Genomic DNA, 25,678 nt, shown 5'->3' with positions numbered 1-25,678 from the left:
ACGTCTATGCGTCTGCTCCCTCTCGTTGCCGTAGCGACAGCGGCATTTCTGGTCGTTGCCTGTAGTTCTCCCACACCACCACGTGGCGTGACCGTAGTAAATAATTTCGATACCAAACGCTATCTCGGTACCTGGTATGAGATTGCCCGTTTTGATCACCGCTTTGAACGCGGGCTGGAGAAAGTGACTGCGACGTATAGCCTGCGGGATGACGGCGGCCTGAATGTCATTAATAAAGGCTACAACCCGGACAGAGAGATGTGGCAGCAAAGTGAAGGAAAAGCGTACTTTACCGGAAATCCGCGTCGCGCAGCCTTGAAAGTATCGTTCTTTGGGCCATTCTACGGCGGTTATAATGTCATCGCACTTGACCGGGAGTACCGCCACGCGCTGGTTTGCGGCCCGGACCGCGACTACCTGTGGATACTCTCCCGCACACCAACCATTTCTGACAAAGTGAAACAGGAGATGCTGGCAGTTGCGACCCGGGAAGGGTTTGACGTCAGTAAATTTATTTGGGTACAGCAACCCGGTAGTTAATGAGTGCTGAGTTTCAGACCAATAATCCCCAATACGATTAACGCCAGACTCGCCAGACGCATCGGGTTAGCGGACTCGCCAAGTAACACAATACCGGTGATAGCCGCGCCAACCGCGCCAATCCCTGTCCACACGGCATAAGCCGTACCTACCGGCAGTGATTTCATCGCCCAGGCAAGTAGCGCCATACTGACGATCATCGCCGTCACGGTAATAACACTTGGCGTCAAACGACTAAAGCCGTGAGTATATTTCAGGCCAACGGCCCATACCACTTCCAGCAGACCAGCAATAACTAAGATAATCCAGGACATATCAGGCTCCGAAGAATTGGGGCCGTCCCCGATGAAAAGACGCGTTTGCAGGTCGTCCCGCAAAGCTGATAGTTGAACGGATATTTTGCCAGGTGGCAGGGGAATTTCAACTATTACCTTAGTGACTATCGCAGAAAAAACAAACGGCACGACACAGCTGTCGCACCGTTACACATTGTTGACAAAACACGCGTGGTTTATGCCGGATGCGGCGTAAACGCCTTATCCAGCCTACAAAATCGTGCAAGTTCAATATAATGTATGGGAAATGTAGGCCTGATAAGCGAAGCGCATCAGGCAGTTTTGCGTTTACCATAAGCCTCAAACGGCACGGCACAGCTGCCGCACTGTTATTGCTTATTGCTGTGCTTTTGTCGCTGCACCAGAAATTGCGCTGCCACCTTCGGAAATATCTTCACCGACGCCGCGCGTGGTGTTACAGGCGGTTAATACGGAGGAAAGCACCAGAACAGAAAAGATCGCTGCAATTGTCTTCTTAACCATAACGTCTTCCTTTTAAGTAATGTTATTTGTGTTTGCCTATAGCAAATTAATAATAGACAACATCACGAAAAATGACGGAAATACGATGTTTTTTCAGAAAAGAAGAAAAAATTAGCTGGCTGCGCGGGAAATAGAATTGCCGAGATGTTTGATATCTTCACCGAAACCGCGAGCGGTGTTACAGCCTGTAAGCAGCGTGCTGGCAAGTAAAGCAAGAAGGATAAGACGTTTCATCATATCTAACCTGAAAAGTGATGGTGCGACCAGAAGGCCGCACCACAACCGCATTACTTCACGCGAGAAACATACTCACCAGAGCGGGTATCCACTTTGATGACTTCGCCGATCTGTACGAACAGCGGAACTTTAACCACAGCGCCAGTAGACAGGGTCGCTGGTTTGCCGCCAGTACCTGCGGTATCGCCTTTCAGGCCCGGATCAGTATCAACGACTTCCAGTTCAACAAAGTTCGGCGGAGTTACGGAAATCGGCTGACCATTCCACAGGGTTACGATGCACTCTGCCTGATCCAGCAGCCATTTAGCGTTGTCGCCAATGGCTTTAGCATCAGCAGAAAGCTGTTCGAAGGTTTCGTTGTTCATGAAGTGCCAGAACTCACCATCGTTGTACAGGTAAGTCAGGTTCATATCGACAACATCAGCGCCTTCAGCGGAATCAGTAGATTTGAACGTTTTTTCTACGCGAGTCCCCGTCAGCAAACGACGCAGTTTAACGCGAGCGAATGCCTGACCTTTACCCGGTTTCACGAACTCACTGGCTTCAACCGCATAAGGTTCGCCATCTAACATGATTTTAAGACCAGCACGAAAATCGTTGCTATAGTATGTTGCCATAAGGCCCTCTGAAATTTGTTAATTGGTAGCTAAGCCACAAAATGGCGCACATTGTAACCCTAAATACCCCATCCAGAGAAGATTGGTTAACGCAACTTGCCGATGTTGTGACCGATCCCGATGAACTTCTGCGTCTTTTGAAGATAGACGCGAACGAAAAACTGTTAGCCGGTCGTAGTGCCAAAAAGCTGTTTGCCCTGCGTGTACCTCGCTCATTTATTGAACGCATGGAGAAAGGCAATCCTGATGATCCACTTTTGCGTCAGGTACTTACTTCACAAGATGAGTACATCGCCGCCCCCGGATTCTCCACCGATCCACTGGAAGAGCAGCACAGTGTGGTACCAGGATTGTTGCACAAATACCATAACCGGGCGCTACTGCTGGTCAAAGGCGGCTGCGCGGTAAATTGCCGCTATTGTTTCCGCCGCCATTTCCCGTATGCCGAGAATCAAGGCAACAAGCGTAACTGGAAGGTGGCGCTTGAGTATGTTGCTGCGCATCCAGAGCTGGACGAAATCATTTTCTCCGGCGGCGATCCGTTGATGGCGAAAGATCACGAGCTGGACTGGTTGCTCACGCAACTGGAAACCATCCCGCATATCAAGCGTCTGCGCATTCACAGCCGTCTGCCGATTGTGATTCCGGCACGCATCACAGAAGCGCTGGTTGAACGCTTTGCTCGTTCTACGCTGCAAATCTTGCTAGTGAATCATATCAACCATGCCAATGAGGTAGATGAAACGTTCCGTCAGGCGATGGCTAAATTGCGCCGGGTCGGCGTCACCCTGCTTAATCAGAGTGTTTTACTGCGTGGCGTGAACGATAACGCGCAAACACTGGCCAACCTGAGTAATGCATTGTTTGATGCGGGCGTGATGCCGTATTACCTGCATGTACTCGATAAAGTGCAGGGCGCAGCGCATTTTATGGTGAGTGATGACGAAGCACGGCAGATTATGCGTGAGTTGCTGACGCTGGTATCTGGATATCTGGTACCGAAACTGGCGCGCGAGATTGGCGGCGAACCCAGTAAAACGCCGCTGGATCTCCAGCTACGCCAGCAGTAACTGATTAGACAGGGACGTTTAATCTACGCCGTTACAGCAAACTTACGGATATCGGATAAAATTCGCTGTGATTATTCACTTGAAATGATATTTTTCATGGTTTTTATAATTGATACAAATAATTAATCATTCTTTTTTGTTTATATAGAGCGAGCCCCCTGAGTTGTGCTATTTTAACAACCATTGCTATGAAAATAATTCATCTGAATTATAAATTAAAATTAATTATTTAATTGAGAAATGGTTAGGGAGAACCTATATGGCCATAAGCATCAAGGGCGTTAATACTGGTGTTATTCGTAAGAGTAATAATTTCATTGCACTGGCGCTGAAAATTAAAGAACCTCGCAATAAAGAATCATTATTCTTCATGTCTGTTATGGAATTACGGGACTTGCTGATTGCGCTGGAAAGTCGTCTGTATCAGAAACATAAGCTCGACGCTGATGCCCGACTTCAGTATGAGCAAGCGCGCGATAAAGCTATGAAAAAGATGGCGGAAAACATCCCGGAAATTAAGGTTGATGAGCTTAGAAATGCCGATATTAATCGCCGCGTTAACACGCTGGCGCTTGCAGATAATCAGGGAGAAAACCTCACATTTGCATTAACTCTGCATGATGGCAGCAAATGTGAATTAACAGTGAATGAGTTGCAGATGGAAATGCTGGCGCGAGCAATCATTCACGCAATTAATAATGCAGAAATGCGTGAACTGGCGTTACGTATTACATCGCTGTTAGATTTTCTGCCGCTGTATGATGTCGACTGCCAGGATAATGGGAATCTGGAATATGACACCTATTCCCAACCGGAATGGAAACATAACCTGTTTACCCACTATCTGGCGGTACTTTATCGTTTTAAAGATGAGAGTGGTAAAGAGCAATTTAGCGGAGCTGTGGTAAAAACGCGTGAAGCGACGCCGGGTAAAGAAGTGGAGGCGATCACTCGCCGAATGCTTGATTTCAGCCCAAGACTGAAAAAACTTGCTGGCGTGCCATGTCAGGTTTATGTCCGTACCGTGGCTGCAAATAACGCCCAACCACTGAGTCAGGATCAATGCCTGCGCGCACTGCATCACTTACGTGTTCAGTCCATCAGCAAAGCCGCACCACAGACGAAATAATCCCATCTTTGCTAATGCGAGGCTGGAGAGCCATCCAGCCTCAGATTGCAGATAACGTGATCGTTAAGCGTGCCGGATACGCCGTAAACGCCTTATACAGCCTACGAACTCTCGAACATTCAATTAGTTGCAGTACACGATGTAGGCTTGATAAGCGAAGCGCATCAGGCAATGACACGTTTACCATCCAGCTTCTGAATCACATCAGTTCGGGCACTTATATACCTGACCGATAATCTGACTGTCAGTCGGAACAAAGCTGGACAACATACCTTGTGTCGGGCTGCTGATACCATAAATCACGTTACCGCCCATTGCTGCCGCCTGATTACGCAGATCGTTTGCCGCACCGCGCATAGAACCGCCCTCTTCACCGTGTTGCCCGGAAAGCCAGTTATTTTGCTTGCCTGTCGCGGTACCAATCAGCTGGCACTCTGCGCCTGGCTGCTCGTCCACAATGCGTACACTCTGACCAGCTGCACTCAATTCGTTGCTGGAGCTACAACCCGCCATCAGTAGCGCGGCACCAACAATCCCTGCTAAGTATTTTACGTGCATGTTATTCCCCATAATCAATGAGCTGGACGTCACTCGCGTCGTCCGTGTCTGAATCTTATACTAGAAAGATGACCAAAAGAAAAACCCCCAGACATTTCTGCCTGAGGGTTTCACTATTTCTGCGAGGTGCAGGGCAATTACATCATGCCGCCCATACCACCCATGCCGCCCATACCGCCAGCAGCGCTTAAGTCAGCTGCATCGTTTTTCGGCAGGTCGGTAACCATGCACTCGGTGGTGATCATCAGGCCAGCCACAGAAGCTGCGTACTGCAGAGCAGAACGAGTTACTTTGGTTGGATCCAGAATACCCATGTCGATCATGTTGCCATATTCTTCGGTTGCTGCGTTGTAACCGTAGTTGCCGTCGCCACCTTTAACAGTGTTAGCAACAACAGACGGTTCTTCGCCGCAGTTCAGTACGATCTGACGCAGCGGAGCTTCCATCGCACGCAGTGCAACTTTGATACCCACGTTCTGGTCTTCGTTGTGACCACGCAGGTCAGCCAGCTTAGACGCTACGCGAATCAGCGCAACACCACCACCAGCAACCACGCCTTCTTCTACCGCAGCACGGGTCGCGTGCAGGGCGTCTTCAACGCGTGCTTTTTTCTCTTTCATTTCAACTTCGGTAGCAGCACCTACTTTGATAACTGCAACGCCGCCTGCCAGTTTCGCTACTCGCTCCTGCAGTTTTTCACGGTCGTAGTCAGAAGTTGCTTCTTCAATCTGCTGACGGATCTGAGCAACACGGCCCTGGATTGCAGCTTCTTCACCCACGCCATCGATAATGGTGGTGGTGTCTTTGTTGATCACAACACGTTTAGCCTGACCCAGGTCTTCCAGAGTTGCTTTTTCCAGCTCCATACCGATCTCTTCAGAGATTACAGTACCGCCAGTCAGGGTTGCGATATCCTGCAGCATAGCTTTACGACGATCGCCGAAGCCCGGTGCTTTAACCGCAGCCACTTTCACGATGCCGCGCATGGTGTTAACAACCAGAGTTGCCAGCGCTTCGCCTTCAACATCTTCAGCGATGATCAGCAGCGGTTTGCCTGCTTTTGCAACAGCTTCCAGAACCGGCAGCATTTCGCGGATGTTGGAGATTTTCTTGTCAGCCAGCAGGATGAACGGGCTTTCCAGTTCAACAGCGCCAGTTTCCGGCTTGTTGATGAAGTAAGGAGACAGGTAGCCGCGGTCAAACTGCATACCTTCAACCACGTCCAGTTCGTCTTGCAGACCGGTACCGTCTTCAACGGTGATAACACCTTCTTTACCGACTTTGTCCATCGCTTCGGCGATCAGTTTACCTACGGTTTCGTCGGAGTTAGCGGAGATAGTACCAACCTGAGCAATCGCTTTAGAGTCAGAGCACGGTACAGACAGCGCTTTCAGTTCTTCAACTGCAGCGGAAACAGCTTTGTCGATACCACGTTTCAGGTCCATCGGGTTCATGCCCGCAGCAACAGCTTTCAGACCTTCAGTGATGATAGCCTGAGCCAGTACGGTTGCAGTGGTAGTACCGTCGCCCGCAGCGTCGTTCGCTTTAGAGGCAACTTCTTTTACCATCTGCGCCCCCATATTTTCGAACTTGTCTTCCAGTTCGATTTCACGAGCAACAGAAACACCATCTTTGGTGATGGTCGGTGCACCGAAAGATTTATCCAGAACTACGTTACGGCCTTTCGGACCGAGGGTAACTTTCACTGCATCTGCCAGTACGTTTACGCCGCGCAGCATTTTCACACGAGCGTCGTTACCGAATTTTACGTCTTTAGCTGCCATTATCTTTATTCCTTAAATTCGTATGTTCAGTGTCGTGCGCGGATTACGCTTCAACAATTGCCAGAATATCGCTTTCGGACATGATCAACACTTCTTCATTGTCGATCTTCTCAGATTTCACACCGTAGCCATCGTTGAAAATAACGATGTCGCCAACTTTCACGTCCAGCGGCTTCACTTCGCCATTTTCGAGGATACGGCCATTGCCGACAGCCAGCACTTCGCCGCGGGTAGATTTAGCCGCTGCAGAGCCGGTCAGAACGATGCCGCCAGCAGATTTAGTTTCAACTTCTTTGCGCTTGACGATCACGCGATCATGCAATGGACGAATATTCATTGATAACTCTCCTTTGAGAAAGTCCGTATCTGTTATGGGTGGCGCCGGACCTTACGTGGTTTCCCGGCTGGTGACCAGAGAAATGGGGATGAGGAATCTCCCCTTCAAGGGGGTAAAAGAAAAAAAATTCTGATCAGCACAAAATCAGGTAAAAACCCTGATTCACCTCACGTTTCCTCGCAATTTCCCCATCGCCATCATAAGCGAATCTGATTGTGCTACCATCGAAAACCTACGCAGTTGCCCAAAAAGCGGGCGAAACCGGACATCACCCCATGAGTGAACTCAAACAAGAACTGGGACTGGCCCAGGGCATTGGTCTGTTATCAACATCATTATTGGGCACTGGCGTGTTTGCTGTTCCTGCCTTAGCCGCTCTGGGGGCGGGCAATAACAGCCTGTGGGCCTGGCCCGTTCTTATCATCTTAGTTTTCCCAATCGCAATCGTGTTTGCGATTCTGGGTCGCCGCTATCCCAGCGCAGGTGGTGTCGCGCACTTCGTCGGTATGGCGTTCGGCTCGCGACTTGAGCGAGTCACCGGCTGGCTGTTTTTATCGGTCATTCCCGTGGGTTTGCCCGCTGCGCTACAAATTGCTGCCGGATTCGGCCAGGCGATGTTTGGCTGGCACAGCTGGCAGTTGCTTCTGGCGGAACTCAGCACGCTGGCGCTGGTATGGTATATCGGTACTCGCGGCGCCAGCTCCAGTGCTAATCTGCAAACGATTATTGCCGGGCTTATCGTCGCGTTGATTGCCGCCATCTGGTGGGCTGGCGATATCAAACCTGCAAATATCCCCTTCCCTGCGCCAGGTAATATCGAACTTACCGGGTTATTTTCTGCGTTATCGGTGATGTTCTGGTGCTTTGTCGGTCTGGAAGCATTTGCCCATCTCGCCTCGGAGTTTAAAAATCCAGAGCGTGATTTTCCTCGTGCTTTGATGATTGGTCTGCTGCTGGCAGGATTAGTCTACTGGGGCTGTACGGTAGTCGTCTTACACTTCGACGCCTATGGTGAAAAAATGGCGGCGGCAGCATCGCTTCCAAAAATTGTAGTGCAACTGTTCGGCGTACAGGCGCTGTGGATTGCCTGCGTGATTGGCTATCTGGCCTGCTTTGCCAGTCTCAACATTTATATACAGAGTTTCGCCCGCCTGGTCTGGTCGCAGGCGCAACATAACCCTGACCACTACCTGGCACGCCTCTCTTCTCGCCATATTCCGCATAATGCCCTTAATACCGTGCTTGGTTGTTGCGTGGCGAGTACGTTGGTGCTCCATGCTTTAGAGATCAATCTGGACGCACTTATTATTTATGCCAACGGCATCTTTATTATGATTTATCTGTTATGCATGCTGGCAGGCTGTAAATTATTACAAGGACGCTATCGGCTACTGGCGGTAACTGGCGGGCTGTTATGTGTAATGTTACTGGCGATGGTCGGCTGGAAGAGCCTGTACGCGCTGATCATGCTGGCGGGCCTGTGGTTATTCCTGCCCAAACGAAAAACGCCGGAAAGAGGCATAACACCATAATCCGGCGTTTCGATATTAATTCTGGCGATCATCTTTATGATCAAGGCGGTCGAGGTCATCATCCTTCCTCTGATACTCACCATCAAAGGTATTGCCGCCGCCAGCACTGGCGCCAAAACCGCCGCCCGGCATACGGGAAAAGCGCAGATGTGGCATCAGTTTCACAGTCAGGTGCTTCTGCACTGGCGGTAATAAAAGAAGAAGGCCAAGAAAATCGGTGAAAAATCCCGGTAATAAAAGCAACAAACCGGCAATAATCAACGAAACGCTTTTAACCATCTCCGCCGCAGGGTTTTCACCCGCCGCCATTTTTTGTTGCATCAACACAAAATTCTTAAAGCCCTGGTTACGTACCAGTGACATACCAATAACTGACGTGAATATAACCAGCACGAGAGTTAGCAATACTCCCAATACATGGGCAACCTGAATAAAGATTGAAATCTCAATATAGACATAAAGGAAAATGAGAATGAAAGGTAACCAGCGCAAAGGTTTCTCCTGTAATAGCAACCGGTTAAGCCCGGTCACCTGAAATGGGTTGCGAATCGCGTTTAGCTTATATTGTGGTCATTAGCAAAATTTCAAGACTCTTGCGCAACTATTTTTGGTAGTAATCCCAATGCGGTGATCTATTTCACAAATTAATCATTAAGGGGTAAAAACCGACAATTAAAGTGATCCAGATTACGGTAGAAATTCTCAAGCAGCATATGATCTCGGGTATTCGGCCGATGCAGGGGATAATCGTCGGTCGAAAAACATTCGAAACCACATATATTCTGTGTGTTTAAAGCAAATCATTGGCAGCTTGAAAAAGAAGGTTCACATGTCAAACAACATTCGTATCGAAGAAGATCTGTTGGGTACCAGGGAAGTTCCAGCTGATGCCTACTATGGGGTTCACACTCTGAGAGCGATTGAAAACTTCTACATCAGCAACAACAAAATCAGCGATATTCCTGAATTTGTTCGCGGTATGGTAATGGTTAAAAAAGCCGCAGCTATGGCAAACAAAGAGCTGCAAACCATTCCTAAAAGTGTAGCGAATGCCATCATTGCCGCATGTGATGAAGTCCTGAACAACGGAAAATGCATGGATCAGTTCCCGGTAGACGTCTACCAGGGCGGCGCAGGTACTTCCGTAAACATGAACACCAACGAAGTGCTGGCCAATATTGGTCTGGAACTGATGGGTCACCAGAAAGGTGAATACCAGTACCTGAATCCGAACGACCACGTTAACAAATGTCAGTCCACTAACGACGCCTACCCAACCGGTTTCCGCATCGCGGTTTACTCTTCTCTGATTAAACTGGTCGATGCCATTAACCAACTGCGTGAAGGTTTTGAGCGTAAAGCTGTCGAATTCCAGGACATCCTGAAAATGGGCCGTACTCAGCTGCAGGACGCAGTGCCGATGACCCTTGGTCAGGAATTCCGCGCTTTCAGCATCCTGCTGAAAGAAGAAGTGAAAAACATCGAACGTACTGCTGAACTGTTGCTGGAAGTTAACCTCGGTGCAACGGCAATCGGTACTGGCCTGAACACGCCGAAAGAGTACTCTCCGCTGGCAGTGAAAAAACTGGCAGAGGTCACCGGCTTCCCATGCGTACCGGCTGAAGACCTGATCGAAGCGACCTCTGACTGCGGCGCTTATGTTATGGTTCACGGCGCACTGAAACGCCTGGCTGTGAAGATGTCTAAAATCTGTAACGACCTGCGCCTGCTCTCTTCTGGCCCACGTGCCGGCCTGAACGAGATCAACCTGCCGGAACTGCAGGCGGGCTCTTCCATCATGCCAGCGAAAGTAAACCCGGTTGTTCCTGAAGTGGTTAACCAGGTCTGCTTCAAAGTTATTGGTAACGACACCACGGTCACCATGGCGGCGGAAGCTGGTCAGTTACAACTGAACGTTATGGAACCGGTCATTGGCCAGGCAATGTTTGAATCCGTTCACATTCTGACCAATGCTTGCTACAACCTGTTAGAAAAATGCATCAATGGCATCACTGCTAACAAAGAAGTGTGCGAAGGCTACGTTTACAACTCCATCGGTATCGTTACTTATCTCAACCCATTCATCGGCCACCACAACGGTGACATCGTGGGTAAAATCTGTGCCGAAACCGGTAAGAGCGTGCGTGAAGTCGTTCTGGAGCGCGGCCTGTTGACTGAAGCGGAACTAGACGATATTTTCTCCGTACAGAACCTGATGCATCCGGCTTACAAAGCAAAACGCTATACTGATGAAAGCGAACAGTAATCGTACAGGGTAGTACAAAGAAAGGCACGTCAGATGACGTGCCTTTTTTCTTGTGAGCAGTAACTAAAAAACAACAATTTAATATCAACTTGTTAAAAAACAAGGAAGGCTAATATGCTAGTTGTAGAACTCATCATCGTTTTGCTGGCGATCTTCTTGGGCGCCAGACTCGGGGGAATTGGTATTGGTTTTGCTGGCGGATTGGGGGTACTGGTTCTTGCCGCTATTGGCGTCAAACCTGGTAACATCCCGTTCGATGTCATTTCCATTATCATGGCGGTTATCGCCGCAATTTCTGCCATGCAGGTTGCTGGCGGTCTGGACTATCTGGTTCATCAGACAGAAAAGCTGCTGCGCCGTAACCCGAAATACATCACGATCCTTGCACCAATCGTGACCTATTTCCTGACTATTTTTGCAGGTACTGGCAACATTTCTTTGGCAACGCTGCCCGTTATCGCTGAAGTTGCGAAGGAACAAGGCGTTAAACCTTGTCGTCCGTTATCTACAGCGGTAGTTTCCGCACAGATTGCGATCACCGCATCGCCAATCTCTGCAGCAGTCGTTTACATGTCTTCCGTGATGGAAGGTCATGGCATCAGCTATCTCCATCTGCTCTCTGTGGTCATCCCATCCACTCTGTTGGCGGTTCTGGTGATGTCCTTCCTGGTAACCATGCTGTTCAACTCCAAACTGTCTGACGATCCGATTTATCGCAAGCGTCTGGAAGAAGGCCTGGTTGAGCTGCGCGGTGAGAAGCAGATTGAAATCAAACAAGGCGCGAAAGCATCCGTCTGGCTGTTCCTGCTGGGCGTAGTTGGCGTGGTTATCTATGCAATTGTCAACAGCCCGAGTATGGGACTGGTTGAGAAGCCGCTGATGAACACCACCAACGCAATCCTGATCATCATGCTGAGTGTTGCAACCCTGACCACCGTTCTTTGCAAAGTGGACACCGACAACATCCTCAACTCCAGCACCTTCAAAGCGGGTATGAGCGCCTGTATTTGTATCCTGGGTGTTGCGTGGCTGGGCGATACTTTCGTTTCCAACAACATCGACTGGATCAAAGATACCGCAGGTGAAGTGATTCAGGGCCATCCGTGGCTGCTGGCCGTCATCTTCTTCTTTGCTTCTGCTCTGCTGTACTCTCAGGCTGCAACCGCAAAAGCACTAATGCCGATGGCTCTGGCGCTGAATGTTTCTCCACTGACCGCTGTAGCATCTTTCGCTGCCGTATCTGGTCTGTTCATTCTGCCGACCTATCCGACGCTGGTTGCTGCGGTACAGATGGATGACACGGGTACAACCCGTATCGGTAAATTCGTCTTCAACCACCCGTTCTTTATCCCGGGAACTCTGGGTGTTGCTCTGGCCGTTTGCTTCGGCTTCCTGCTGGGCAGCGTGATGCTGTAATGACAAATCGCGGGGCATTCATGCCCCGCTTTCTTTCTCGCCGACTAACATCCTTCCTTCGTCCGTTGTATAGTGACCTCTCTTGCGGTTTCATCTGTTCTTGCGAGGTGTTTATGCTTGATGAAAAAAGTTCGAATGCCGCATCTGTCGTGGTGCTGTGTACCGCGCCTGATGAAGCGACGGCCCAGGATTTAGCCGCCAAAGCACTGGCGGAGAAACTGGCGGCCTGCGCGACCTTGATCCCCGGCGCAACCTCTCTCTATTACTGGGAAGGTAAGCTGGAACAAGAATATGAAGTGCAGATGATATTTAAAACTACCGTATCTCACCAGCAGGCGCTGCTGGAATGCCTGAAGTCTCACCATCCGTATCAAACCCCGGAGCTTCTGGTTTTACCTGTTACACTCGGAGACACAGATTACCTCTCATGGCTCAACGCATCTTTACGCTGATCCTGCTACTTTGCAGCACTTCCGTTTTTGCCGGATTATTCGACGCGCCGGGACGTTCACAATTTGTCCCTGCGGATCAAGCCTTTGCTTTTGATTTTCAGCAAAACCAACATGACCTTAATCTGACCTGGCAGATCAAAGACGGGTATTACCTCTACCGTAAACAGATCCGCATCACGCCGGAGCAGGCGAAGATTGCTGACGTGCAGTTGCCGCCGGGCGTCTGGCATGAGGATGAGTTTTACGGCAAGAGCGAGATTTACCGTAAACGGTTGACGCTCCCCGTCACGATCAACCAGGCAACACCTGGTGCAACATTAACGGTTACTTACCAGGGCTGCGCTGACGCGGGTTTCTGTTATCCGCCTGAGACCAAAACCGTACCGTTAAGCGCAGTGGTTGCCAACAGCGTGACGCCACAACCGGTATCTGTTCCGCAGCAAGAGCAAACCGCCGCGCAACTCCCCTTTTCTGCGCTCTGGGCGTTGTTGATCGGTATCGGTATCGCCTTTACGCCATGCGTGTTGCCGATGTACCCGCTGATTTCCGGCATCGTGTTGGGCGGTAAACAGCGATTATCGACCGCCAGAGCATTGGCGCTGGCCTTTATTTATGTTCAAGGGATGGCGCTAACCTACACGGCGCTGGGTCTGGTGGTTGCCGCCGCAGGATTACAGTTCCAGGCGGCGCTACAGCATCCTTATGTGCTTATCGGCCTGGCCATCGTTTTTACTTTGCTGGCGATGTCGATGTTCGGCTTATTCACCTTACAGCTCCCCTCCTCGCTACAAACGCGCCTCACGTTAATGAGCAACCGCCAACAAGGCGGCTCACCCGGCGGTGTGTTTGTTATGGGGGCAATTGCCGGATTGATCTGTTCACCGTGCACTACCGCGCCACTCAGCGCGATTCTGCTGTATATCGCCCAAAGTGGGAACATGTGGCTGGGCGGCGGCACACTTTACCTCTATGCGCTGGGCATGGGCCTGCCGCTGATGCTAATTACCGTCTTCGGCAACCGCCTGCTACCGAAAAGCGGTCCGTGGATGGAACAGGTCAAAACCGCGTTTGGTTTTGTGATCCTCGCACTGCCAGCCTTTCTGTTGGAGCGAGTGATTGGCGATGTCTGGGGATTACGCTTGTGGTCGGCGCTTGGCGTCGCATTCTTTGGCTGGGGCTTTGTCACCAGCTTACAAGCCAAACGCGGGTGGATGCGTATCGTACAAATTATCCTGCTGGCAGCGGCACTGATTAGTGTACGTCCGCTACAGGACTGGGCATTTGGCGCCACCAATACAGTGCAATCTCAGTCACATCTCAACTTTAAACAAATCAAAACAGTGGATGAGTTAAATCACGCGCTCACCGAAGCCAAAGGCAAGCCGGTGATGTTAGATCTTTATGCCGACTGGTGCGTTGCCTGTAAAGAGTTCGAGAAGTACACCTTCAGCGACCCGCAAGTGCAAAAAGCGTTGGGAGACACAGTCTTACTTCAGGCTAATGTGACCGCCAACGACGCACAAGATGTGGCGCTATTAAAGCATCTGAATGTCCTTGGCCTGCCGACAATTCTCTTTTTTGACGGACAAGGCCAGGAGCATCCACAAGCACGCGTCACGGGCTTTATGGATGCAGAAACCTTCAGCGCGCATTTGCGCGATCGCCAACCGTGAACAACACTTGCAGTGGGAAAGACGGAGGAAAATAGCGTGCAACGTGAAGATGTTCTGGGAGAAACCCTGAAATTATTAGAACTACAAGGGATTGCCAACACCACGCTGGAGATGGTTGCTGAACGTGTGGATTATCCTCTGGAGGAGATCCAGCGTTTCTGGCCGGACAAAGAGGCGATCCTCTATGACGCTCTGCGCTATCTTAGCCAACAAATCGATGCCTGGCGTCGTCAACTGATGCTGGACGAAACGCAATCCGCAGAGCAAAAACTGCTGGCACGTTACCCGGCGTTATCAGAGTGCGTGAAAAACAACCGCTATCCGGGCTGCCTGTTTATCGCTGCCTGTACGTTTTATCCCGATCCAGAGCACCCTATTCATCAACTGGCCAATCAGCAAAAAAGCGCGGCTTATGAGTTCACCCATGAACTGCTAACCACGCTGGAAGTTGATGATCCCGCAATGGTTGCGAGGCAGATGGAACTGGTGCTGGAAGGGTGTTTAAGTCGTATGCTGGTGAATCGTAGCCAGGCAGATGTCGACACCGCACACCGACTGGCGGAAGATATCCTGCGCTTCGCTCGCTGCCGCCAGGGCGGGGCATTGACCTGACCAAAACTCAGAAAACAGGCATTTTGCCGCAATCTTAAGCAGTTGAATCACTTTTTCTGAAATTAGGTTGACGAGATGTACGGATTACGGTTTAATGCGCCCCGTTGCCCGGATAGCTCAGTCGGTAGAGCAGGGGATTGAAAATCCCCGTGTCCTTGGTTCGATTCCGAGTCCGGGCACCAAATTCATAAGGCCTCGCTGCAAAGCGGGGCTTTTTTCTTTTCTGACTACGGTAGATTTCCGGTCGTTGCAACACGTTATTTGTTTGTTGTATTTCTCACCATTTTCGCCGATGTTCGTTACTTTTAGACACCCCAACATCCTATGATGTGTGCCTTTTCCTTACTCTACTACTACGGTCTTTCTACGGTTCCCTTTTCTCAGAACATTCATAATGAAGTAGAAAACACGGGGAAACAGGAGAGTTATCATTTCGCCTTAATCCGCAGGTCTTAACGTGATTTTGTCGCGGAGAATAAGGTGGGAAAATCTTCAATAACAAGCGGGAAAACCTGATACGCCATTGACATGGGGCTCTTCACCACTCCGTTCACCTGCAACAGACTCTTCTTTCCTTCTCGCTTCTTACCCTTACCAGAATCCTCTGTCCTCCACGAGATCATAAAATGATGTATCAGAAGTAATACGACTTGAACAGTACAAAATAGTGGTACATTTGGAATCGAAGTGTAAAGGTAACTTACTGTTATTTGGTGATTTCATTGCCGTGTTAATGAATCCTTAATTCGATTCCGAATCAGGCACCTGACTCATATTAACGGACCTCCACGGAGGTCCGTTTTTCGTCCATAATCGCCTTCATTTGATGCTGAGCTGAACATATCAACATCAGGCAACGGCACAATCTGTGTACAAACTCCGCCAGCCCTCAGAGTCAGAGCGGGTTTAACACATCACTGAGTAAATGGTCAGGTGTTGCTTATATTACGCCCCTCTGCATCTATTATTGCTGCCATCCACTGAGCTTCTGAGGCCGACAATTTTAGCCGTGGAGCTCGCTCCCCCGCACCAGGTGGCTTCATATCAAAACCATAAGAGCTTCTGGATATAACCGTTATACCATCCACATTACATGTTGTTGATATCAGTTCACAATTTTTAGTTGATGGCTTATCAATTATTGGATCAGATATTTCTGGTCGACGTCCTGTGTGACATGAAAAACAACTTCCGATTGACAATGGCATAATTTTATCTCCTGCCGATATTACTTTACTGATATGCACTGTCATAATAGAAGTGCATTATTTAGAGTATTCAGATATCAATCCAGAACGTTTCGGATGATAATCTTTCCATTCTGGCATGCCTAAAATTTTCTCTGCCGGAACTTCTTTCCCACGTAGATAAAACTTTATATTTTTCATTATCTGCTCATTATCCTGATTACGATAAATCCATCGCAACTCACTGGCTGTAATACTTTGCCCATAAACATCCCCCTTATTGGCTATATTTTTTAGAGTATCGACAAGCCCATCGGCACAAAAATGCACCATTTTGTTCCTTACTAATAACTGAAACTCCAGGCCAGCCTTACTGGTTTTTGCCCATAACTTGTCACGATTACACACAGAAAGATCGGCCATAGTGACATTATATTTACTATGGTTCTTCAAATACTGCTTAAAGTTAATTCCTCTATCAGACTCACTTAATGCTCTCTTGATAAGAGCGTCTTTCTTATATTTCCGAGGAGATTTATAATCCCATACAGCACTTGTTAACGTATTCTGTATTAAAATATCTTTTTTAGAAAAATCATTAACCAGTTTTATTGTATTAACAACTTTTCCTCTGGGTTCCGAAAGCCCATACACAATATCCCCTGGACGAAAATGTAAAGCCGCCTCCATGGCATAGCCCTGAAAAGTAATATTTTTTTCTTTAATCACATCTGGAGAAAGCTGTACATTCTGTAAATCAAGATCCATCCCTTCGGGAAATCCTTCAGCAACGATATTCCATGTCGTTTTCTGCTCTGTATAAATGGTTGCTGACACCATCCCTTTTGGGAGTTTTTCCGGCAACACGATATTACTGCAACCCGTCAGAGACAACATCTGCAGTGAAGGGGATATAAAATTATCGATTCTGACCTGATACTCCGGGTTATAATCCCGGATACTCAGAGAACACAACTCTGATGGTACGCCGGTAAGCGTCTCCGCAGCCCTACCCGTCAACTCAAGAGACCGGACACTATCAGGCACACCCGATACCTGACAGTGACCAAGTTTCAAATGCTCAACGCCCTCTGGAACAGTATGTACAAAAGACGAATTATTCAATTCAATACGTAGCTCTCTTACTGTCGGCGGCAGTTCACTGACTTTCAGATTCTCACAATTAATAATGGACAGGCTTTTTATATTGACCGGTAGCCCTGTAAGACCGGTCAGCTTATTACAGTTCTCTATTGTTATCGCTGTGATTTCTTCCGGTAAATGAGGCAAGAACTCCATGTCACAATTTTTTATATGCAGACAACCACTTTCCCGTGCATCTTCCAGTTGCCGGGACGTAATTTCACTTTTAAAGCTTGCGGGTGTTTCAGTAATATGATGACAGGCAGTCCCTGACAATTTTAATTGTGATGTGGAAAGCATCAATAAATTCCATTTTCAGAAAATAAATCACTATAAGGTAAGCCCCATCCGAGGAGCTTACCTGACAAATTTCATACAGAGAGCCTGTATCCAGGGTTTCCCGATGGCGAAAAGGCATCATTACAGACGCTATTTCACGCTGGAAAAGCAAGTACAGTTACTACATGTTCATTCCAGAATAAACCCAGCAATCTGACCCGGATTCTAACAACCAGCAAAATAATGTTGTCAATCGAAGACGAATAAAAAAGCAGCAGTCAGTACAACTCAGTCTGTATTAATATCCCCCACTCAAAAACGTACATCCTGCCCGGAAATGATGCAGAAACGCTGATCAGTTAGATCAAAATAACACTCCTCTCTGCCAACGATCATTTCTGGAGAAAACGCTTCACGACTGAGGGGATGAAAAACATTGTGTCGGATAGCCTCAGACAAGGCATCCTTATCGTATAAAGAACAGACTTTTGAATGCAGTGCATTTTTAACAAAAACGCCTGTTTTTGGTATACATAATGTTATCGGGCAACTCAGATGTTGCTCACAGCAAGGAAAATCTCCAGGATTGACGGTAAATGCATGAGAATTAATTCTGGTCTGCACTGCATTTCTGCCCCCTTCCAACCAGAATGGGGTTAAACGAACCTGCTCCATATATAAACTGAACGCCTGCAGGAAAGTATTGCCATGATTAAGCTGTCTCTCCAGACTCTCTGCAAGGCGACGACACCTCCCTCCAAGACGGTCAAGAAGACTGCCCTGAATCGGCTCCACACTAAAAGCATCCATAAATGAAACATGGTGCAGCCTCAGACTACGACTTCCCACAATCAGAGTATCACTCTGATTGCTTCTTGCTATATTACGCAGAGCTTCCAGTTCACTTTCAGGCAGCGCCCTTCCATCTGAGATATTTAATACGACGGGCATATTATCTCCCTCTGTAATGTATTTAGCTTATCCAGGCCAACAACAAATAAACATCCACACATAAAATAAAACAGACAAAACATTTTGGCAACATACCATCAATTATTGACTTATCATTATTTACACCAAAGCGTTGCGATACTAAAATAATTATAAACTTGCTACATTGTAAATATTGACAAATAAAAGGAATTACTATGCCAGCAAATATATCAGGAACACCCTTCAACTCATTTGGTATAAGCTTTATCCAGAAACACTCCTGCTGGAGGAAATCTGATGATATCCTGCGATGTTCAATGGGTCAGAGGACTATCAAGTTATCCACTAATACGCTGAACAACCGAATTTTGACCTCCGTCGCCCGACAAAGCACCAAAGATATTAATGCCTGGAAAAGAGATGAACAGACAGTTTACCCATCTCGCGTGATCAACCAGGGAATTGATAAATATTGTGCTGAAAATAGCAGAAACATTTCCAGTGAAGTACGGCAAAGAGTTTTTAAATTCATTGAAAAGGATTACAGTCTCAAGTTGAATATCATAGCAGCGCAAAGCTCTATCAACCATCTCATAATAGGAAATGGCCGTTTCGGTGATAAAATAAATATGCTTTGCAAGGGAGTGAGTAGAGAAGTAAAGAACCAGACAATGGATGTAATAGCCAATCAACTCGCAGACCAATTCTTCCAAAAGCATATTAGTCCAGATGTTGACATCAAACAGCTACGAGATGACATCCCCAGATATATTATGGCTGCCAGCGTCATATCGGCATAAATAGAGATACCCCTTAACGCTAACCAGAAAAAAAATACCTATAAGAGCCTGTACATAGAGTTGTGTCGTTGCCTGATGTTGATATGTCAAATCCAACATCAAATAGCGGTAAATTTATGGATAAAAAATTACAGGCTCTGGTTAACGAAACACCCCCCTCTTGCTCTATTCCCCTCTTTCATCATTTATTACAATATTTATTTCAATAAAAACCGATATTGCCAATCACATTTATCACAATGCAACTTAATATCGGTTTTTATCTTTTAACTCTCTAAACAATCAACAGTAATTAATAATTTTAAATCTACTTTTTATGCCTTTTTCGACAGTTCATAGGCAGCTAAATGATCTTTTAATGCCTGAGCAATAGGCGGTAATGGCCGGGATGCCTCGGATGCCTGTCCACTTGTCGGTGGCGGCGGTGCCGGGCGGCTTGGCTTAAGACCTGAAGTATCAAGACTTTTCGATTTTTCATAGGCAGCCAAATGATCTTTTAGCGCCTGAGCAATGGGCGGTAAAGACCGGGATGACCCAGATACCAACCCGCTTGTCGGCGGCGGCGGTGCCGGGCGGCTTGGCTTAAGGCTTGAAGTATCAAGACTTTTCGACTTTTCATAGGCAGCTAAATGATCTTTTAATGCCTGAGCAATGGGCGGTAAAGACCGGGATGCCTCGGATGCCAGCCCACTTGTCGACGGCGGTGGGGCCGGGCGGGCCGGCTTAAGGCCTGAAACCTCAAGGCTTTTCGACTTTTCATAGGCAGCCAAATGATCTTTTAGTGCCTGAGCAATGGGCGGTAAAGGGCGGGATGCCCCGGAAGCCTGTCCACTTGTCGGCGGCGGTGGGGCCGGGCGGCTTGGCTTAAGACCTGAAGCCTCAAGGCTTTTCGATTTTTCATAGGCAGCCAGGTGATCTTTTAATGCCTGTGCAATGGGCGGTAAAGGGCGGGACGCCCCGGAAGCCTGTCCACTTGTCGGCGGCGGTGGGGCCGGACGAGAGGGAGTAAATGAAGTCGCCGGGCTACTCACATTAAAAGTCGTTCTCGCATTGATATTCGACGTACCGGGAGAAAAAGGAGATTGAGCCCTAATCGGATTCAGACGAACAGCCTGAGGGGACACTGAAAAGCCAGATAACCCCGCAGAGCTTACCCGGCTTGCCGCACTAGTAATATGCCGTCCTAGTGTAGAAACAGCTTGACTAATTCCATTAAGCATAATTCATGCCTTTTTATATCTAATTAACAGGAATAATTATTGATTTATATTAAAATTAAAAATAGTTAACGACTATAAACTATTAAATCAAACACACATGGAAACATAGAAACTTTCGTACAGCTATATTTTTCATTAAGGTATTATAAATATCTCTGTTAAAATTTATAGCATACCAAAATGAAATTTATCAATTATTTAAACTCAATATGAGATTAAAACATTAGTGTCCAGCTTCTATTATTCTCGTGGACCAGGCTGCATAACAACTGGCTTGTCTCATCATCCATAAAGTCCTCCAGAGCCTTTACCGCATCATTTTTTCTATTTAATCCATATAAAATAATAAATTCTAAATGTGCAATATCTTTTTTATCGGGTATAATTTGCGGCAATACATTCAGGATTGATTCTGCATATTTGGGAAGCTTATGATTTGCCGCAGCTACAGCCGCCCACACCAGTATCTTGTTGGCAGAAACATCATTAACCATAAAAATTAAAAGCTACGGTTGGAAATGGTTGAGACCAAATCTTTTATCGTTTTCAGCATTCCACTTTCTACGTTGACATAAGCAGAATATTGCTGAACCGCGAACTGCAGCTCTAACATTTTTTCAGGGTCATTAACCAAATCGGTGCTATTAAGTAACTCTGGCACAGAATCACTCAGCGTTTTACCTACTTCACCCATTTGTTGAGTAATTTCAGATAAATTCATTAAATTTTCCTCAATAGTTAATAAAAATAAAAATTTCTAACTATTTACATTCATTACGAACCAAATTCCGTCTTCTGTTTCTTGCTGCACAGCGCCCTTTCTGATGAAGTAATTAAACAACTCTTCGCGCTTTTGACGTTCTGAATCTGAACCAATCTTAGATTTCATCGCACTGATTTTCTTAATACCCGAAAAATGGTGGTACAACTCTTCGAGCAAGCGAGTCAGTGATAAAACAGGGCTGTTAAGCCCTGTTTGGTTACGTGCTTCAAAAGAGCACAAAATCAGTTCTTGTTCATCAAGTCTGTACGCTAATGAGAAAAAAGAGGTCTCAATCCGCCATCCGATAAAAAAGGCACTGCCACAAAGAAACTCCTTCTGTATTGTGTACCCTTTTTGTTCAAGATAGTGATTAAGCACTTCATCATTAAACGTATCGACCATGATCAATTACCCAGCTAAGCGAACCGATTGACCCATACGATTCTGAAGATCAGTGAGATCGCGAGCGGCTGTTGTCATATCACGCAGACGGCTAGCGATATCATCCTGCGCTCTGCGAACTTCTTGCTTATACAGATCCAAATTACCCTGCTGGAAGTTCTCCACAGACTTATAACGCTGTTCGCTAATCTCATGGTTAGATTTGACTGATTCAGATACCGTTGTTGGTAATGTCTTCGTGCCTTCGGCAAGACTGGTAACGGCAATAAATGGTGTAGAGCCAGTAATCTTATCTACTGCAGCCATAAAGCGGCTTGCCCGACTTGCCTTCTGAGCGGCATCTGCAGCGTTTTCAGCCAGCTGAGAAGCTCTCTGAGCAGAATCGGCAATGTCATCTGCAACGTCAGATGTACGACTGGCCGCTCTCGTTGCTGTAGTCATCGCTTGCTGCATCACGCTGGATGCATCTTCAACAGCATCAGCAACGCTTTCCGTTGCCTTAGTCAACGTTTTAGTCGCAGTATCAGAAGCCGCATCAATAGCCTTAGAAGATGTAGAGGCGGTTTTTTGAGCAATATCACTCGCGCCTTTCGTAGCACTGTTAATTGCTGCAAAAGAGCCTAAGATCCCCAATACTGATGAAATAGCCCCACCAACCAGAGCGGCTGTTGCAGCGGCCTTTTTTTCATCAATGGCTTTATTCTGGCTCTCAAAAACGGCCAGTTGGATCTGATAGCTCTGCGACAACTGTTGCTGTTGGTAATCCTGCAATATACGCACCATCTTGCCCAGGAGTTTTTGAATTTCCAGCATCAGTTTAGAAACATCGACTTTACCATCGGTAAGCAAAGATGAATTAATAGCAGATGCGGTAATTGCATTAGAGCCGGTAGTATTCTCCGAAACAGAATTAACCGTCATTACTTGATTAGTATAATCAATAGTATTCATAATTAAATTCTCTTTAATAATTAAACTCGACCACTAACAATACGGCTATTTACTCGTGCTGAGTCGGATATTAACTGAGAGGCATTTTGTAAATAGCTTGCCTGGTTTCGCAACTCGGCTGCAGCTTTATCCAGCTCAACCTTCGCACTCTCACCCAGGTTTTCACTCTGTCGAGTTAAGTTTTGCACCGCATAAGCAGATAACTGAGCCAATATGCTGTATTGCGCAGAATCATTATTCAGCACAGTTGTCCCAATAGAACGTGCAGAGGTCGTAAATCCATTTGCCGTTGCCGCAACTTTTGAAACAACGTTCTCAACAAATACATCGGCCAGTTTAGTAACTGTTTTCACGATGTTTGAACCAACTTTGTTAGCGACATCGCCAACTTTAGACATAAGTGAAGACACCCCGCCAATGCCGGCTGTCAGAATACTTGCAGCAATAGATACTCCGCCAAAGACTTGCGCTGCTGTCTTTAACGCCTGCGGGGCCTTATCGCCCATTACATCAACTGCAGTTTGCAGTGCCATTGCTGTTGCGCTAACGGCAACAACAGCCCAGAGTGCCGGGTTAAAAATAGCTGCAATAGCAGTTACCGCGACGCCCAACCAACCAAAGACCTGACCAACAATTTTACTTTTTTGTGCTTTCTCTTCGGCTTTTTGTTGTTCTTCGAGCTGCTTTTTAAACTCCAGCGTTTTATTATCCAGCGCCTTATTTTGCCCATCCGTGTAGATCTCGTTGGAGTTTTTCATACTCGCAACTTTCTGCGCTGAAGCATCCAGGGATAACAGGGTGACCATCATCATCATGGCCTGAGGGTCAACGTTATTCACCTGAGAAAGATAAGGATAGCCAGAGCTTGCATTCTGAGTGCTGCGCTGTGGTTCGGTTCCCTCTGTTCGACTCCTAACTTCACCACTAATACCACCAAACAGTTTACTCAGGACATCCTCAGCAACAGAGGGCGTCACTAATGAGTGGCCTGCCGGTGGCGTTGGTAAAGCGGTACTTTCTGTCCAACTTGCTGATGGGGCCGTGGATTTAACCAGTTGTAAATCCAGCGCGGAAGTCACTTCAGGCTGATTAATACCTGAAGTAGCCGTAGCAGCGCTGGCCCCAGACCTCATCGACTGGATATCGCTATTTACATTAAGCATAGTTATCTCCGGTTATTTACCAAGGGATATTGCTGAAATAGTTCTGTATTGCAGTGACTGAATATCAGAACGTGCACTCGTTAATAGGTTTAACGTATTTGACATTTGCTGTATTTCAAGCTGGCTATTATTCACTACCGTGGTCAAGTTATTCGATTTGGCCGAAATAGCGGCCTTCACCGTTTGCAAATCACCAGCGCCTAATTCAGCATTTAGATCGCTAATACCACTTACTGTAATGTCATTGCGAGGATCATTTATATAGTCAATCACTTCTTGAGGAAGTTTGGCTTTCTTATTCTTGTCAGAACTACTCTGAACATCAGCAATTTTAGCATCCACAAGATTAGCCATTTTTTGGGCTGTGGTTGACTCCTTAGATGCCTCATTCATATCAGCAAACTTTGCAATCGACAGATCGCTTTGTGCCTGATACATATAGGCAAACATGAGAAGCGCAGCCTGAAAAACACCGACTTTATTAAATAGCTGAACTACTTCGTCTTTCGACATGCTGCCTAAGTCATAGACTGTCGATGTCGAAGTACTCGCGTTCGCACTAGCAACTGATGTTGCAGTTGATGTATCCATGTATATACCTCTTAATAATCTTTCTTAGCAAGACCAAAAACGATTAAAAAATCAATATCAAATAACATCCTCCTTATAATCAATTACTTTACCAATCATTAATAATGTATTATCTCTCTGTTCCCTATCAATAAAACAAGCGTCAGGTAATGATGCAAAAAAGTCTTTCAATAGGTGGAAATAATAAACATGTTTATCTTCGACAATCGATACCCGAGAAGGGCTTTCCAGGAGCCAGTCTTCTGTTAACCATACATGTTCAATAATAGACAATACTTCATTTAAAATGACATCTTTATCTTTATTAATAGAGATTGCAATAATATCTGTATAGTTATCAAGCGATAAAAAAATGATTACCCGGCATAAATCGCTAATAATTGAAGATGTTTTCACCTTATCTTCAAAAGAAGACATATAAGACAGATCGAACGATAGCGCCCTAATAATAACCTTTAAGTGCTTCTCACGCTCTGGAAGATCCTTAATCTCCATAAACCAGTCAAGTAAAGAGGCTCCCTTTTCAGAATCCTCATCCTTGGCCTTTTCATAAAGTTTTTTGATCTTCTGGATACCTTCCTGATTTAACTCACCCACCCCTAACCAGGAAAGCAGAGCCAACTCCCAATCATCTTCGCCTAATAAATCTAATAATAATTTGGCGTATTTCTTTTTTAATTCAATCTTAACAAATTTAGATTGTAATAAAGAAGATATAAGTGCAACAATCTCCCCTTTTGGCATATTACCAAACATAGCCAAATTAGGATCATGCTGTTCCAGCAGCCCACTGTTCTTTAATGATAGTTCTTTTAATTTATCGCTATCGGTCAGAGTAAGCAGCTCTTGCATATCATTAAGCAGCTTCTCCGTTGTCGTACCTTCCTCTTCTTTCCTTGCACTGCCTTTGCGATATCCCAGGCTTAGCCCTTCAATCGTTTCAGAAAGCGATGAACTAGTAATCATCGCTAATTCATTTTGTAAATTTAATAATGGAGAATAACTATTAGAAGAATTTTTTTGCGTTAATTGTTGAGATTCCAATTCAAAATCTAATGAATTAGAATTAAAAACAGATGCGGTGTTTTGATTAAATTCAATACCATTAGCCATTGGAAACTCACGTAATCATTAATTATGAATATTCCATTAAATAGTACTGTACAACAGCTTCCTTTCTACTCTATTCTTAGTTGATGTAAGTT

The 25,678-nt window shown here is 46.6% G+C and carries 27 protein-coding genes, 1 tRNA gene and 2 pseudogenes; 11 read left to right on the top strand and 19 right to left on the bottom strand.

Features of this window, described 5'->3' with window-relative positions; genetic code table 11:
- Positions 1–6 precede the first annotated feature (6 nt).
- A complete protein-coding gene (gene blc / locus PS053_RS16920; RefSeq protein WP_001238387.1) occupies positions 7–540 on the top strand; it encodes a lipocalin Blc in 534 nt (177 codons plus the stop codon).
- Here the strand turns inward: blc and sugE are convergent.
- The 4 genes from sugE to efp form a co-directional block, all read right to left on the bottom strand.
- Complete coding sequence (gene sugE, locus PS053_RS16915; RefSeq protein WP_000118482.1) at positions 537–854, bottom strand: quaternary ammonium compound efflux SMR transporter SugE; 318 nt, start codon at positions 852–854, stop codon at positions 537–539. The genes blc and sugE overlap by 4 nt on opposite strands.
- Before the next feature lie 357 nt (positions 855–1,211).
- Positions 1,212–1,358: a lipoprotein toxin entericidin B gene (ecnB, locus tag PS053_RS16910; RefSeq protein WP_000239593.1), complete on the bottom strand. Its 147-nt coding sequence runs from the start codon at positions 1,356–1,358 to the stop codon at positions 1,212–1,214.
- A gap of 111 nt (positions 1,359–1,469) precedes the next feature.
- Positions 1,470–1,595 carry a lipoprotein antitoxin entericidin A gene (gene ecnA / locus PS053_RS16905; RefSeq protein WP_000977752.1) on the bottom strand — a complete coding sequence of 42 codons (126 nt, stop codon included), beginning with the start codon at positions 1,593–1,595 and terminating at the stop codon, positions 1,470–1,472.
- 50 nt (positions 1,596–1,645) lie between these two features.
- On the bottom strand, positions 1,646–2,212 hold the full coding sequence (gene efp, locus PS053_RS16900; protein WP_000257279.1) for an elongation factor P: 567 nt from the start codon (positions 2,210–2,212) through the stop codon (positions 1,646–1,648).
- Positions 2,213–2,253: 41 nt separating this feature from the next.
- On the opposite strand from efp, the gene epmB reads away from it, so the two are divergent.
- Both epmB and PS053_RS16890 read left to right on the top strand, forming a co-directional pair.
- On the top strand, positions 2,254–3,282 hold the full coding sequence (epmB, locus tag PS053_RS16895) for an EF-P beta-lysylation protein EpmB (RefSeq protein WP_000940495.1): 1,029 nt from the start codon (positions 2,254–2,256) through the stop codon (positions 3,280–3,282).
- Between the two features lie 259 nt (positions 3,283–3,541).
- A complete protein-coding gene (locus tag PS053_RS16890; RefSeq protein WP_059255575.1) occupies positions 3,542–4,411 on the top strand; it encodes a YjeJ family protein in 870 nt (289 codons plus the stop codon).
- 204 nt (positions 4,412–4,615) lie between these two features.
- On the opposite strand, the gene PS053_RS16885 is transcribed toward PS053_RS16890, so the two are convergent.
- The 3 genes from PS053_RS16885 to PS053_RS16875 all read right to left on the bottom strand — a co-directional run bounded on the left by PS053_RS16885 (position 4,616) and on the right by PS053_RS16875 (position 7,090).
- Positions 4,616–4,969, bottom strand: a complete 354-nt coding sequence (locus PS053_RS16885; RefSeq protein WP_001340689.1) for a DUF4156 domain-containing protein — start codon at positions 4,967–4,969, stop codon at positions 4,616–4,618.
- A gap of 137 nt (positions 4,970–5,106) precedes the next feature.
- Positions 5,107–6,753: a chaperonin GroEL gene (groL, locus tag PS053_RS16880; protein WP_256878751.1), complete on the bottom strand. Its 1,647-nt coding sequence runs from the start codon at positions 6,751–6,753 to the stop codon at positions 5,107–5,109.
- Between the two features lie 43 nt (positions 6,754–6,796).
- The gene (locus PS053_RS16875; protein ID WP_001026276.1) at positions 6,797–7,090 is read right to left on the bottom strand and encodes a co-chaperone GroES; all 294 of its coding nucleotides are present in this window, start codon (positions 7,088–7,090) and stop codon (positions 6,797–6,799) included.
- Positions 7,091–7,365: 275 nt separating this feature from the next.
- Between PS053_RS16875 and yjeH the strand changes: the two genes are divergently transcribed.
- Complete coding sequence (gene yjeH, locus PS053_RS16870) at positions 7,366–8,622, top strand: L-methionine/branched-chain amino acid transporter (RefSeq protein ID WP_256921736.1); 1,257 nt, start codon at positions 7,366–7,368, stop codon at positions 8,620–8,622.
- Positions 8,623–8,637: 15 nt separating this feature from the next.
- Here the strand turns inward: yjeH and PS053_RS16865 are convergent, their stop codons facing one another.
- A complete protein-coding gene (locus PS053_RS16865) occupies positions 8,638–9,114 on the bottom strand; it encodes an FxsA family protein (RefSeq protein ID WP_001267457.1) in 477 nt (158 codons plus the stop codon).
- Positions 9,115–9,451: 337 nt separating this feature from the next.
- Here PS053_RS16865 and aspA point away from each other — a divergent pair, with 337 nt between their 5' ends.
- The 6 genes from aspA to PS053_RS16835 all read left to right on the top strand — a co-directional run bounded on the left by aspA (position 9,452) and on the right by PS053_RS16835 (position 15,223).
- The gene (gene aspA, locus PS053_RS16860) at positions 9,452–10,888 is read left to right on the top strand and encodes an aspartate ammonia-lyase (RefSeq protein ID WP_010339925.1); all 1,437 of its coding nucleotides are present in this window, start codon (positions 9,452–9,454) and stop codon (positions 10,886–10,888) included.
- Positions 10,889–11,002: 114 nt separating this feature from the next.
- Positions 11,003–12,304, top strand: a complete 1,302-nt coding sequence (dcuA, locus tag PS053_RS16855; RefSeq protein ID WP_000961954.1) for an anaerobic C4-dicarboxylate transporter DcuA — start codon at positions 11,003–11,005, stop codon at positions 12,302–12,304.
- A 113-nt stretch (positions 12,305–12,417) separates the two neighbouring features.
- A complete protein-coding gene (gene cutA / locus PS053_RS16850; RefSeq protein WP_000883396.1) occupies positions 12,418–12,756 on the top strand; it encodes a divalent cation tolerance protein CutA in 339 nt (112 codons plus the stop codon).
- The gene (dsbD, locus tag PS053_RS16845) at positions 12,732–14,429 is read left to right on the top strand and encodes a protein-disulfide reductase DsbD (RefSeq protein ID WP_059236777.1); all 1,698 of its coding nucleotides are present in this window, start codon (positions 12,732–12,734) and stop codon (positions 14,427–14,429) included. The genes cutA and dsbD overlap by 25 nt, the downstream gene beginning before the upstream one ends.
- 36 nt (positions 14,430–14,465) lie before the next feature.
- Positions 14,466–15,041 carry a transcriptional regulator gene (locus PS053_RS16840; protein ID WP_059236780.1) on the top strand — a complete coding sequence of 192 codons (576 nt, stop codon included), beginning with the start codon at positions 14,466–14,468 and terminating at the stop codon, positions 15,039–15,041.
- 106 nt (positions 15,042–15,147) lie between these two features.
- Positions 15,148–15,223 (top strand) — tRNA-Phe (locus PS053_RS16835).
- A 1,083-nt stretch (positions 15,224–16,306) separates the two neighbouring features.
- Here the strand turns inward: PS053_RS16835 and PS053_RS16825 are convergent.
- Positions 16,307–17,671 carry an EspK/GogB family type III secretion system effector gene (locus PS053_RS16825; RefSeq protein WP_256878753.1) on the bottom strand — a complete coding sequence of 455 codons (1,365 nt, stop codon included), beginning with the start codon at positions 17,669–17,671 and terminating at the stop codon, positions 16,307–16,309.
- 291 nt (positions 17,672–17,962) lie between these two features.
- Positions 17,963–18,601, bottom strand: coding sequence for a DUF1076 domain-containing protein (locus PS053_RS16820; protein WP_001145629.1), 639 nt, complete (start codon positions 18,599–18,601; stop codon positions 17,963–17,965).
- A gap of 197 nt (positions 18,602–18,798) precedes the next feature.
- On the opposite strand from PS053_RS16820, the gene PS053_RS16815 reads away from it, so the two are divergent.
- Positions 18,799–19,383: a type III secrection system effector, WxxxE family gene (locus PS053_RS16815; RefSeq protein WP_256878754.1), complete on the top strand. Its 585-nt coding sequence runs from the start codon at positions 18,799–18,801 to the stop codon at positions 19,381–19,383.
- A gap of 314 nt (positions 19,384–19,697) precedes the next feature.
- On the opposite strand, the pseudogene PS053_RS23090 reads toward PS053_RS16815, so the two are convergent.
- From PS053_RS23090 to sepL, 9 genes and pseudogenes are all read right to left on the bottom strand, one after another.
- Positions 19,698–19,811 (bottom strand): annotated as a pseudogene (locus PS053_RS23090) (EspF repeat-containing protein); the annotation flags it as partial.
- A gap of 36 nt (positions 19,812–19,847) precedes the next feature.
- Positions 19,848–20,603, bottom strand: a pseudogene (gene espF / locus PS053_RS16805) (type III secretion system LEE effector EspF); the annotation flags it as partial.
- Between the two features lie 215 nt (positions 20,604–20,818).
- A complete protein-coding gene (locus PS053_RS16800) occupies positions 20,819–21,097 on the bottom strand; it encodes an EscG/YscG/SsaH family type III secretion system needle protein co-chaperone (protein WP_000245867.1) in 279 nt (92 codons plus the stop codon).
- Positions 21,098–21,102: 5 nt separating this feature from the next.
- Complete coding sequence (escF, locus tag PS053_RS16795) at positions 21,103–21,324, bottom strand: type III secretion system LEE needle filament protein EscF (protein ID WP_001053840.1); 222 nt, start codon at positions 21,322–21,324, stop codon at positions 21,103–21,105.
- A gap of 36 nt (positions 21,325–21,360) precedes the next feature.
- Complete coding sequence (cesD2, locus tag PS053_RS16790; RefSeq protein ID WP_059271722.1) at positions 21,361–21,768, bottom strand: LcrR family type III secretion system chaperone CesD2; 408 nt, start codon at positions 21,766–21,768, stop codon at positions 21,361–21,363.
- 6 nt (positions 21,769–21,774) lie between these two features.
- Positions 21,775–22,719 carry a type III secretion system LEE translocon pore-forming subunit EspB gene (gene espB / locus PS053_RS16785; RefSeq protein ID WP_001092012.1) on the bottom strand — a complete coding sequence of 315 codons (945 nt, stop codon included), beginning with the start codon at positions 22,717–22,719 and terminating at the stop codon, positions 21,775–21,777.
- A gap of 20 nt (positions 22,720–22,739) precedes the next feature.
- Entirely contained in the window at positions 22,740–23,882 is a 1,143-nt protein-coding gene (locus tag PS053_RS16780) for a type III secretion system translocon subunit SctE (protein ID WP_000935770.1), read from the bottom strand.
- A 12-nt stretch (positions 23,883–23,894) separates the two neighbouring features.
- Positions 23,895–24,473 carry a type III secretion system LEE translocon filament protein EspA gene (gene espA / locus PS053_RS16775; RefSeq protein ID WP_000381555.1) on the bottom strand — a complete coding sequence of 193 codons (579 nt, stop codon included), beginning with the start codon at positions 24,471–24,473 and terminating at the stop codon, positions 23,895–23,897.
- A 57-nt stretch (positions 24,474–24,530) separates the two neighbouring features.
- A complete protein-coding gene (gene sepL, locus PS053_RS16770) occupies positions 24,531–25,586 on the bottom strand; it encodes a type III secretion system LEE gatekeeper SepL (RefSeq protein WP_001273459.1) in 1,056 nt (351 codons plus the stop codon).
- Positions 25,587–25,678: the final 92 nt, after the last annotated feature.

The sequence above is a fragment of the Escherichia albertii genome, from assembly GCF_028622335.1.
Taxonomy (GTDB): Bacteria; Pseudomonadota; Gammaproteobacteria; order Enterobacterales; family Enterobacteriaceae; genus Escherichia; species Escherichia albertii.
Note: the sequence above shows the minus strand (reverse complement) of the source record. Positions and strands in the feature narration are given on the sequence as shown.